Annotated in this window: 6 protein-coding genes; all 6 read right to left on the minus strand. The window is 36.3% G+C overall.

Translation table 11 applies throughout. The annotated features are described in order from the left end of the window. Positions 1–6 precede the first annotated feature (6 nt). Positions 7–3,330: a VCBS repeat-containing protein gene (locus ACNR9Q_RS14840; RefSeq protein WP_419212011.1), complete on the minus strand. Its 3,324-nt coding sequence runs from the start codon at positions 3,328–3,330 to the stop codon at positions 7–9. A 206-nt stretch (positions 3,331–3,536) separates the two neighbouring features. Continuing rightward, the gene (locus ACNR9Q_RS14845; protein ID WP_419212012.1) at positions 3,537–5,030 is read right to left on the minus strand and encodes a SusD/RagB family nutrient-binding outer membrane lipoprotein; all 1,494 of its coding nucleotides are present in this window, start codon (positions 5,028–5,030) and stop codon (positions 3,537–3,539) included. Positions 5,031–5,041: 11 nt separating this feature from the next. Beyond that, a complete protein-coding gene (locus ACNR9Q_RS14850) occupies positions 5,042–8,200 on the minus strand; it encodes a SusC/RagA family TonB-linked outer membrane protein (protein ID WP_419212013.1) in 3,159 nt (1,052 codons plus the stop codon). A 205-nt stretch (positions 8,201–8,405) separates the two neighbouring features. Further along, the gene (locus ACNR9Q_RS14855; protein ID WP_419212014.1) at positions 8,406–10,643 is read right to left on the minus strand and encodes a family 20 glycosylhydrolase; all 2,238 of its coding nucleotides are present in this window, start codon (positions 10,641–10,643) and stop codon (positions 8,406–8,408) included. A gap of 140 nt (positions 10,644–10,783) precedes the next feature. Continuing rightward, positions 10,784–11,902, minus strand: a complete 1,119-nt coding sequence (locus ACNR9Q_RS14860; RefSeq protein ID WP_419212015.1) for a hypothetical protein — start codon at positions 11,900–11,902, stop codon at positions 10,784–10,786. Beyond that, positions 11,892–12,938: a carbohydrate-binding family 9-like protein gene (locus ACNR9Q_RS14865; RefSeq protein WP_419212016.1), complete on the minus strand. Its 1,047-nt coding sequence runs from the start codon at positions 12,936–12,938 to the stop codon at positions 11,892–11,894. The genes ACNR9Q_RS14860 and ACNR9Q_RS14865 overlap by 11 nt, the downstream gene beginning before the upstream one ends. Between the last annotated feature and the right edge of the window lie 159 nt (positions 12,939–13,097).

A 13,097-nucleotide genomic window follows, 5' to 3' on the forward strand; every position in this document is an offset into this window, starting at 1 on the left:
ACTAATTTATTTTTCGTTGCCATTTAAGGAGAATACCTGTAATTTATCATTGTTGTTGGCTACCAAAACAAAAGGTTTTCCCTTAATATTCATTTCTACCATTGCCTTAGCATCACCATGAGCAAAGAAACCGCTTTGAGTACCTTCTACCGGTTGGAATCTACCTTTCCCATCCCCAAGCAAAAGCAGTCCTGTACCGGCATCATTGCGAGGAGTTTCTATTTCGAAACCATATAAATTACCAATTGTTAATATGTCTAAATTACCATCATGATCGAAATCATTTACCAAAGTCTTGTTGATATTAGTAATTTGAGCCTGAATCGGCAAAGGGGACAATTTAAATTTGCCATTGCCTAAGTTCTCAATATATGAGGAAACAAAAGTATCCGTTTTATAATGCAATGCTTCGTTGAGATTATCCTTGCCATAAACTTCATCAATCTCAAGAGTCGCAAATACATCATATTCTTTAAATTCTTTTTTAAGACCAGGTATTTGTTGAGATGAACAAGAAAAGCCTCTCAAAGGAAAATGCTTGTCATTGTTATAATATCCTAAAACAATATCATTACTTCCATTATTATCGAAGTCTGAATAATAGATATCAAAAGGGGTTTCTTTAGAAGTTTTATATTTGTTATTGAGTCCTAAATTACCAGCTATAAAATCTATATCACCATCATTGTCAAAATCTCCCTTATCAATACTGAACCACCAACCAGTGGTATCCGCAAAGTCATCTAAGTTTATTTTTGTCAATTTTCCGCCATTATTTTCGAAAATAGTTATTGGCATCCATTCTCCAACTAAAATTAAATCTGCATCCCCATCATTGTCATAATCTGCCCAAATAGCATCCGTTACCATACCTATGTCCCTTAGTTCTGGAGCTATTTCATCACTCTTGTTAATCAACTGTCCTTCTTCATTTTTAAAAAACATACTTGAACTTGGTAAAGGATATTGATGGGGTACATGACGACCCCCGACAAAAAGGTCCATATCTCCATCACTATCATAATCGTAAGCTTTAACAACAGATCCACTTATAGGTCGCCCCTCTAGCAAAGCTCCTTTATTGAAATTTCCAAGCCCATCATTTAGATATAAACGATCCATATAGTGAATATCATTTTTTCCGTATTTATTTCCTCCACTAACCACATACAAGTCCTTATAATTATCTCCATTTATGTCAACAAATAGAGCATCGATATCTTCATATTCTTTTTCCCCTTCCCACAATTTTTCAGAGCTCGGCAAAAAACCACCTTTGGAATCTTGAAGGTATAAAATGGCATTTTGTCCAAATGCCCCACCAACAAATAGGTCATCTAATTTATCGTTATTTACATCTGCAATTGCCATTGCTGGTCCGAACTCTGACATCTTATGAGGCATTAACAATTGATATTCATAGTCATCAAAACTATTCTCTCGATGTTCAATATTAATAGATAATTGTGCAGTATTATCAGAAAACATGTCTTTCCTATTCTCATGTGAATAAACTGATTTATAATTCTCAGCGTCATTCATGAATAATTTAATTGTTTGATTTATGGTAGGACTATAAATCTTTGATTTTCTAGAATTAGGCCAAACCACAACCACGCTATCAACGACATCATTCTTGCTAAGACCAAAGTGCAATGATAATTCGCTTGTAGAAAACATACCTCTAGTACTTGTTATTTCACCAAATTGTTTTTTACCGGATGCGCAATAAATTTCAGCATGAGCCCCTATAACCATTTGATTATTAGCATTAACCAAATGAAGTCTTAAAAAATTATTCTGCGAATTATTCATTAAAACATGTGCTACTTCGTTTACATTATTTAGCACAATATCCAAATCACCATCATTATCCAAATCGCCATAAGCCGCACCACTGGAAAACGTTTTTTTATCGATGCCCCAATCACCTGATACATCCTTAAATTGATAACCGTCCAAATTTCTAAAAGACTTATTTTGAATTTTTGTAGATGGAAATAAATCTGCCATCTCATTATAATCAACAACATCCCATAGTGAATTATATTCCGTATTACCTTTTAGACCTACATATTCCTGTAATTTTTTATTGATATAGCGTTTAATTTCCAGGTCAGCGTCTGTATTACGTATATCCTTTAAAATACCATTGGAAACAAAAATGTCCTTAAACCCATCATTGTCAAAGTCCGCTATCAATGGTGACCAACTCCAATCAGTACTAGAGACTCCAGATAATTGTGCTATTTCACCAAAGGTGCCGTTTCCATTATTTATCTGCAAGGCATTATACATATATTGGTAATTCCACCCTTTATCAACTATCTTCCAAAATTGCTCAGGGTTCATACCACTCATATTTGATTTGAGCCTAAAATTATCATTTGCGGCCATGTCAACAGTAAAAATATCCAATAGTAAATCATTATTTAAATCAGCAACATCAACCCCCATTGCGTAGTAAGAGGTATGCTTAAATGCCAAAGCGGCATCATTCTTAAAAGTTTTATTACCTTGATTTATATATAATGCATCAGGGGCGTCAAAATCATTAGCCACAACTATATCTGGATAACCATCTTTATTGAAATCACCTACTGCAACAGCATTGGCGTAAGAAGGGCTTAAAATGTTTGCAGCCTCAGAAACATTATGGAAAAAGCCATTTTCGTTCTCATATAACTGGGGAGCATATTGATTATCTGTTAAGTCACCATTATTAGATGCTACTTTGTACTTTGAATACAATCCTGGGTTGGGTGGTTGTCTTAATAAAAATACGTCTAAATCTCCATCTAAATCATAATCTAAAAATGCTGCTCCTCTGGTTCTAGTGGTATCACCCAAACCTACTTTTTGTGCTTCCTCAGCAAATCTATTATTTCCCTTATTAATATATAGTCTATTACGTCGCCAATCAGGTTTATCATCATACAGTTCTTTGGTAACATAAATATCCAACAATCCATCATTGTTAATATCAATCATCGATACTGAGGATGACCAACCTATATCCAAAGCCTCTATCCCACTCTCTTTAGTTATATCCTCAAAAACAAAATTCCCTTTGTTAAGGTACAATCTGTCTTTTTCTTGATTACCACAAAAATAAATATCGAGTAGACCATCCATATTTATATCACCTAGGCCTACTCCTGCCCCATGATAGAAATTATCATAAATAAAAAAATTTTCGTCATCAGTAGGGCTTAGTTTATTTATGAAATCTACCTTAGACCTATTTGACGGAATATATTCGAATAGTTTTGAATCTTGCCCAGAAGCATTAATTATAAAAAAGAAAATCAGTACTAAAGTTGTTCTCATCACTAAATTAAAAATCAGTTAAAAGATGTGATTACTTAAAGGAAATTGCAAAAACTCAAAGATATTTATAATTAGAATTTTTCTCATAAATATCAAGATTGGAGTAATACAAAAAAGGGGGGATTATAAAAATCCCCCCTCTTTTACACTAACTCCAACATTATCATCAGTTTCTAAATCGTAGTATATAACCTGACGCTGTAATATTATTCAGCGTCCCACCAAACTCTAGTGGTCAATAAATCTGCGCCTTGGCTAGCTACAGCTGCCTCATAATTCTCTTTATTCGTAACAGCTTCACCAGTAAAATAAGTTAATCTTCTTGGTATAGTACCGCTGGTTACATTACCAGGATAATTAACAGGGGTTAAAACAGGAAAACCTGTTCTTCTCCAATTTGCATAAGCCTCATATTCATTTAAGAAAACAGCTGCCCAGTACTGTGTATTAATTTGTTCCAACGCATTTGAAGAATCATAAGGGTTATTCGCTAAATAATCAGTAATTGCTTCTGATGAAATCGCAGCATCTTCAGAATAAAGTTCTAGATAGGTCATTGCAGCGGTAACTCCAGCATTATAATGTCCTTCAACTGCAGCCGCACCTCCTGCAAGACCCCAACGAACCGCAGATTCGGCCAACATAAATTCAACCTCCGCATAAGTTTGGAAAAACATTGGCGCATCCAAGCCTTGTAGCAAGTTAGAATTAACTTCTGAATAGGTTGCCATATCATCGCCCCCTGGGGCATCAGAAATGGTTGTAGTATCATAACCATTGGGTAAGCCTTTCTGTACCGCGATATCTGAATTACCGTCGGGTAAAGCAGCGTAAATTGGTAATCTTGGATCTCCTTGTAAAAAATCGATAAAAGTTTTGCTGATTCTAGAGGAACGATCTGCTAAGAATACTTCACCATTAGCATTTTGAAGTATGCCATTGCCAGTTTGGTGTTTCACATAGGCAATATCCTCGTTAGAGGTCATTACTCCACCTTGTATGGCAATTGCTGCCCATTCCTGCGCTAGTGCAGCGTCTCGCTTCACCAATCTTAAACTTAGCCGAAGCATCAATGAATTCGCCCATTTTTTCCACTTTGATAAATCTCCGTTAAAAATTATATCCGCAGAACCTAACTCACTACTTCCAGTACTCAAAGCGTCAGAAGCCTCCTTAAGCTCGTTCAACATGTCCTTATAGATAAATTCCTGATCATCATACGCAGGTCTCAGTACACCGTCTATATATCCTTTACCTGCTTCGCTATAGGGTATATCCCCATATAAGTCGGTTAGTCTGTGATACGTGAATACACGAAGGACTCTTACCATAGCATACTCTGGCGAAGCAGTTAATTCATCTGCTTCTAATTGTGCCTTCATATCTTCAAGAGCCTTTACGGTTTGAGGATATTGTGCCTCCCAAAAAGCACCGGCATAGGAATTACTTAAGGTATATTTATCACCATTCCAGTAACCCTGAGTACTTGCCAAGTGCTGTATCATAACAGAGCAGTAAATGAAATTACCCCTCCAAGTCTCATAACGTTGACCTGCTGTATATAAAATTGTTTGTGGAAATTTGTATTTCACATCTAATGACGATGCATAGGTTGGATCTACATTGGCATCTTCAAATCCCTTATCACATGATGTGATAAAGAGCATTGAAAATACCGCTAAATAAAATATATTTTTCATAGTTCTTTCTTTTAAAATTTAACATTTAAACTTAATCCATAACTTCTAGTAGAAGGAAGACCAAAACGTTCCAAACCTGCACCGAAACTAGCGTTAAAAGAAGATTCGGGATCGATATCCTGTGTATTCCTCATAATATAGAATAGGTTTCTACCAATAAGAGAGATATTAGCACTTTGAATAAAAGTCTTAGATAATATTTCAGAAGGCAGGTTATAGCCTAAACTAAGTTGTCTAAGTTTAATGAAATCAGCATTTTGAATATGAGCTTCAGCAATAGAATAGATCTGCTGGTAGTATGAACTTATATTTTCCGGTGCAATTGTGGTTGAGAAAGCAGATCCAGAAGCATCTACTCCACTTACGGTCAAACCATTTTCCCTACCTACTAATGTATTTTTACTTGCACCATAATATGTACCATAAGCACTTGTACCTGATGCAATATCTGCACCGAACTTAGCATCTACTAAAAAACTAAGGTTGAAATCCTGATATCTGAAACTGTTCGTAAGACCCATTGAGTAAGGAGCCACACCATTCCCTAGGAACTTGTTCTCTCCAACAGATGGTGCTCCGTTGGTGTCGTACTGTATTTCTCCCGCTTCATTTCTTACATAAGAAGTTCCATAAAGTGCCCCGATTGGTTTTCCAACAATGGCCCCTGATTGAACATTAACACCTGTAGCCTGATCGCCCGCAAAAATTGGATTGTCATCCGCATCAGTTTTAACGACCTCGTTTTTGTTATACGCTAGGTTATAAGTTATATCCCAATTAAAATCTCCAGACCTTATAGGCGTTCCATTTAACAATAACTCAATCCCTTGATTGGTAACTTCACCAATATTTATAACGGCCTTTGTATATCCTGTTGTTCTAGAAATATCAATTGGTACGATATCATCAGTTGTTTTGTTATTATAATAAGCAAAATCAATACCGAATCTATTGTTGAACATTTTAAGGTTCAAACCTAATTCATATTCAGACTTTGAAAATGGCTTAAGATTTAAATTAGGTAATTTGCTGGAGTCTGCTCCGCCAATACCACCTATTGATACAGGCGAACCTGTTGCTGTATACGTATCGTTAATACCATAAACTAAAGCTAATTGATATGGGTCATTCGCCCCACCCCCAATATCTGAGTATCCTGCACGAATCTTACCAAAGCTTATCCAATCTGGCATCTTAAAAGCATCAGAGAATACAAAGCTTGAACTTACAGAGGGATAAAAGTATGAATTTGGTGCCGACTTACCTTCTAAAGATAAGGTTGAAAACCAGTCATTTCTACCCGTAACTGTCAAATATAAATAATTGTCATATGAAAACTCTGTTGAAAAGTATATTCCCGATCTATCGTTCTTAGATAATGAATAACTATAATTTTTCCTGGCCACATTACCTATAGTTACTAAATCTGGTATAACAAAATCTTGTCCGTTTAGTTCTGTCCTTTCGTTCGTGAAAGAATTACTATTTGCACCTAAAAGAATACTTGTTGAAAATTTGTCGGTCAAATCTTTTTCTATACCTAAAATTATATCTGCATCTACGGTCGATACATTGTAAGTGGTCTCAGTCATACCTCCTAAATTTTTATAAGCAGTACCATAAGGTTCAACGTTTGTAATACTAGCCGTATATTGATCTATACCCGCTCTACCCATTGCATATAACCAATCCGTTATCTCATATCTAAGCGTACCCGAACCAATAAACCTATTCTTATTACTTTCATTAAAGAACCTTTCGGTCACCCAATAAGGATTTTGATGATAATTACTTGCACTTGAAATTAAAAGCTCCGAACCCACTTCATTATAACCAGATCTTGATTCAAGTCCATCAACCGTAGCACCTTCTTGGTAGAAACCAGGTTTATAATCTTCTACATTAATGTTCGCAGGTGATAGTGCTACCGCAAAATTAGAGTTACCCGGCGAGTCTGATAATCTCGGTCTGTTCTTAACACTCTCTATAACATACTTACCACTTACATCCAATGTTAATTTTTCGGCCATAACCACCCCAGCATTTATAGAAAATGATTTCCTGTTCAATCCTGCGTTGGGTGTGATATCTTTATTTGTTAAATCTGTCCCTGAGAATCTAAAATTATAACCTTCTCCGGATTTACTTACAGCGACTGTGTTCGTAAAAGTAGAACCTGTATTAAAGAATCTTTTCACATTGTCTCCAGTCGGACTATAAGGCCTATTAACACCATCAAACTGAGCAACACTAGAGCCATCTAATTTCCCACCCCAAGAAGACAAACCAGCACCTAAAGCCTCCAATTGATCACTTGGTGCAACTCCATTATTTCCTTGACCATATTCTTTTTGAAAATCATATAAATTTGTCATCGCAGATTCCAACAACAATGAACTTGAATATTCAACACCTAAACCATTTTGTTTTTTTCCTGATTTAGTATTAATGATAATAACCCCATTTGCGGCCCTAGAACCATACAATGCAGCAGCAGCACCACCTTTTAAAACACTCATAGAAGCAATGTCATCGGGATTAATACTTGAAATACCATCTCCAAAATCAGCTCCACCCCAACGGCTAGCAGAACCAAGGTTTTGGTTGTTAATTGGTATACCATCCACTACATATAAAGGTTGATTAGTACCACTTGCAGAAGATGCCCCACGGATTACCACATTACTTGTTCCAGAAGATCCCGTTGCTGAGCCTGTTATATTCACACCAGCAACCTTACCTTGTAATGAGTTAATAGCACTTACGGTTTTTACAGTTGATAATTCGTCCCCGGCAACTTCGGTAAGCGAATATCCCAAAGCCTTTTGTTCTCTTTTAATACCTAAAGCGGTAACAATAACCTCACCCAGCTGTTCCGCATCTTCCTCCAATGAAACATTTAACACAGTTTGACCTGAAATAGACAGCTCTTTTTTAGTATACCCTAATGAGCTAAATATTAATGATGAGGATAAATTTGAAACGTTTAATGAATAGTTTCCATCAAAATCTGATGAGGTACCATTTGTGGTACCTTTTTCTACAACGTTAACACCAGGAAGAGGAACTCCCATCTGGTCTGTTATTGTACCTGTTACGGTTTGTGAATATGCACCATGAAGGCAAAGCAAGGCCACAAACAGCAATACATAGTTTAGTTTTTGAATCATTATTGAGTTGTTTAAAATTAGTAACTTAGTTTAATGTTTTGTTAAGGGTTTCTTAACACCAAATATATAGTCATTTAGAACTATTCAAATGAATAATATTTGCTATTACTTGTACAATATTTGCAACAATATTGTGCTTCAATTTATTTTATCTCTTTAGTTATGGACACCTCCTTTCATAATCAATACATTGAGCTTAAATTATTTATTCTACTAAAACTTCATCCATAAAAAGCCAAGAACCATTTTTGTTAACTCCATATGGCCCATTTTTAGCAATAATCCTAATATAGCGTGCTTTTTGTTTCTGAAATTTAATTTCAAAATTTCTGATTTCATCTCCATTAACACTTTCGTAAGGAATGTACTTAACTATTCTTTCTGAAAAATTCACATTATCCTTGGAGATAGAAACTTGTAATTCACGAGGAAAATATATACTCGGACCTTGATTCTGTAAAAATCCTAGCACTACTTTTTCAACATCTTGCAACTCAAGTAAATCTATGGTAATATCAATATCGTCATTCAACCAAGCTTGCCATTGTCCATCATGAAAATCTTTACTACCTCGTAATACGTTAACTAAGGTCGTTTCACCAATACCGGTATAACTCTGATTATACATGGTATTATATTTTACAGCCTTGCCTACCGCCTTATGAAATTCATATTTTTTTTGGAATTTTGGACCAATGGTCTGTTCCCCATTGAATACAACGGCGTTTACTGTTGTAGATTCACTTAAATTAATGGCAGATCTATACTTTTCAAAAGATTCTAGTTTCATGCCCTTTTGAGTTGAAAAACGAATATCAGAACCCTCAAATTCATTTTTTAAAGAGACCGATATCGATAAACTATCCAAGTCCATGGTGGCACTGTCCCTTATCGCATAGGCACTTTGAGAATAGTTAACCCCCATTTGTTCCAATCTGCCGAACAAAGCTTTAACCCTTATTGAAAAATCATTCCATGAGCGACCCTTCTTCTTACTCCATAAGACCTCAGATAATGCCGCCAACCTAGGGTATAACATATATTCTGAATGGGAATTTGTTGTGACATACTCTGACCATAAGTTAGCCTGCCCACCTAATATTAATTCAGCCTGTTCGGGGGTCATTACTTCGATTATAGGGTCGAACTCATAAACCTTACTTAACGGTAAATATCCACCAAATGCAAGAGGTTCAGAGTTTTGAGGTCCTTGATATTTATCGAAATAACAGAAATTTCCAGGGGTCATTACCACATTATGCCCCTGTTCCGATGCGTCCATACCCCCTTCTACCCCTCTCCAACTCATGACTGCTGCACCTGGAGCTATACCTCCTTCCAATATTTCGTCCCAACCTATAACTTCCCTTCCCTTAGATGCTATATACTTTTCCATTCGTTCGATGAAGTAACTTTGTAATTGGTCTACATTCTTCAATCCTTCATCTAACATACGTTTTTTGCAATGCGGGCAACTTTCCCAATTCGTTTTGGTAGCCTCGTCTCCCCCTATATGTATAAAATGCGAGGGGAAAAGCTGAACAACCTCATCTATTACATCTTCTAAAAAGGTAAATGTTGATTCTTTACCGGCGCAATAAATCTCAGTAATCGGCCATACACCACCTGAGGGCACCATAATAGGTGTTTCAAAACAACTCAGTTCGGGATATGATGCAATGGCGCTCATCACATGGGCGGGCATTTCTATTTCCGGTACAACAGTAATTCCAAGATTTTTGGCATAATCGACTACTTCTTTAATATCGTCATGCGTGTAATATCCCCCATAGGTTGCTTTTTCTCCTTCGTGAGGAACGTCGCGTGCATTCCAATGTTTATCTTCTTGATCCACTCGAAAAGCCCCCATTTCTGTTAGTCTTGGGTACTTTTTTATTTCTATACGCCAGCCTTGGTCATCTATCAAGTGCCAGTGAAATGTATTCAACTTTAGCAAAGCCATACGGTCTAGCGTTTTTTTAATATAATCTATATCAAAAAAATGTCTGGAAACATCTAGCATTAAGCCTCTCCATTTAAACCTTGGACCATCTTCGATTTCCATTACGGGAACGCTCCACTTAAACTTGGATATTAAAGTGTCGCTCTCAATTTCTACAGGCAAAAGCATACGAATGGTTTCAAGGCCATATATAAACCCGTTCAAGTCTGAAGCTTCAATAGTGATATTTTCTTTTTTTACGGATAGTTTATATGCCTCGGAAGCCTGAGCAGTGTCCAAAACCAATTCGACATAATTATCAGAAGGTCTCTCTATGGCATTAGTTAAAGTCCACCTAGCGGCCCTTTGAAATCTTGTGGTAAGTATTGAAGTGATGCTTTTAAATTTTTCTTGTTTAGCAACAATAACCGTATGCGCATCAAATTCGAAATAGCCCTGTCCTTCGTTGATCGATGTTGGCTTCGGTATTATCGAAATCATCCCCTCTTTCGGATTCGAATCGTTTTGATTTTGGCACGAAGTAAAAGCAGTCAAAAAAACTACGAAAAAAATAATATTAACTAAAAAATAATTCTTATATAATTGATTTTCAATAGTTTTCATCACCCTGTTTTACCGATTTAATTACCGTTCAATTCCTTGAAATTTTTAATCATTTGCCATTGATCTTCGGTAATTGCAGGCCCATCAAAAAAAGAGACGCCTTTTGCCCCGTTTTTCTTCGCACTGTTCATTGCGGTCAAAAGCTCATTCTCGTCCATTTCTGGCACATAAATACCCGTATGCAAATCAACTTCCCGTTTTTGCAAATCTGCTACCCCTTGTTTAGTAGCGTATCCTATCCAATCTATTTCCTCATTATAAAAGTTATAATAGATCATGGGTAAAACCGCGTCTATATTCCATTTATCCCATCGTTGGCGAACCATATGATCGGCCATTTCAGGATAAGGAAAAACCGCTGCGGTCAATACCTTACCATGCTTGTGTGCAATTTCGTATGCTTCATCTACAACAGATTTAATTTGATTAAGTCGAAAATTCTTCCATTCCATATCTATAGATGGATTAGTCATTTCTTTGGGATTCTTGTGATGTATTTTTTCGAATTCTGCCGTACAGACATCACAATAGCAAAAATCATAACGTGGTAATTCTTCGTCCTGTGCCAAATCATATTTCGGTAATAACCCGATCGGCAGAAAAATATCTGAATATCGAATGTAATCTAAATGAACGCTGCTTACACCTTTCACTTTGGCCAAACCTTCCACTAAACTTAAGACATGGGCCTTAGATTCTTTTCTTGTTGGGCACAGCCACTTGTAATAGCCCACATACGGAGGTTCGTCATAGCATGACTTACCATCTCTACTAACGGCATACCATTCAGGGTGTTGTTCAGCAATTCTGTCACCCGGTCTGTTCATAGTGAACATCCACCCGTGAACTTCCAATCCTTCTGCACTGGCCAAAGGCGCAAGCCTAGCCAATAGTTGCGGATCAGCATTGGTATTAATTAAAACCGCATCTATTCCATTAGCTGCATATTTTGTGAATTCTTCGATATAGGACTCATCTGTTCTTTCGGCATCAGCACCTATCCATGTCCAAAATTTAAAAGCAGAACTAATAGGTTCTGGTTTAAAGGATGTCTCTTTTTTCTCATCTTTATCATTGCAAGAAGTTATAACCAATGCTAAAAACGCTATAAAAATGAATTTCAATCTATTGCTCATGTGAATCAAATTTTCCATCTGCATCTATGGTGAGTAGGTTACCGCTAAAAGGGCTTTTTGTATAAATCGTAAATCCCACTAGGTGCTTATCGTACTTAATCTCTATCGGCTTTCCTTTAATTATTTTTGGAGGCGAAGGATTCCCTTCAAAATCACCCTTATTCTCCCTTACTTTTCTATAAACCTCGTACATGTACCATTTGAGGTATTCATCATCGGGAATGGAAAATTTTTGATTCGAAGCGTTATCAGTTGAAAAATAAACATAGCCCCACCGCTCAGGTTCATGCATATTAATTACATGCTGTGGACTCCAGACCCAATTATATTCAGGCTCAAAAGTTCCGTCAGTTTTTCTTTTTCTGACATAATGATTTTCCTCAAGGTCGAACTGCCAGTTTACTCTAGAAAAATTTATGCGCCAAAATTCATCTTTTGGTGGAATAGTACCATGATAACCCTCAGCCATAACTTTCCATGGTATTGAAATCTCTACAGACCACCCCTTATCCGTATCGCCGGCATCGTTCAACGTTCCATTCATATGGACTGCGGACTTCAACCCTTTCATATCCCAAAAATCAAGGATATTTCCTTGATTCCTATAAGGCTTAGTAAGGATAAGATCCCAAACCGTATTTAAAACATTCATTTCAAATTCCATATAGTTATGGGTGTCGCCATCTGGGTCAATGAATATTTCAAAATCATTGTTATAAAAAATCACTGTATCACGTTCTTTCAACGTTCCCCATAGATGTGGCTCTTGCATTTCAGCATAAAAATGAAGATGAATATCATCCCATATCATTTTTACCTTGGTACTATATTTTGGTATTCGTTCTCCTTCTATATCGATAAAATCTGAAGACCATTCGGCCTTCTGCCATGCTTTTTCATTGGCAAGCCCATCGACTGTAATGATTTCGTCAGTTCTATATGAAATATAACTGCGTGGTTCTTCTTGAGCCAATAGGTAAGAATCTCTTAAACCTAAAATTGCTAAAAGAGATAAAATAATTATGGAAGTTGGCATAAAATCCTATTTTAGGATAACGGCCAGTTACTTCTTTTCGCTTCGGTAAGAATATCCACAATAAAATTTTAAGACTGTTTTAGGTTTAAAATAAATCGGATATTCTAGAATTTTCGAATAAAAATAACAGCCAGTAATTCCAAATATTCAAAAGCATTT

This window comes from Maribacter sp. X9, from assembly GCF_048537565.1.
Classification (GTDB): domain Bacteria; phylum Bacteroidota; class Bacteroidia; order Flavobacteriales; family Flavobacteriaceae; genus Maribacter.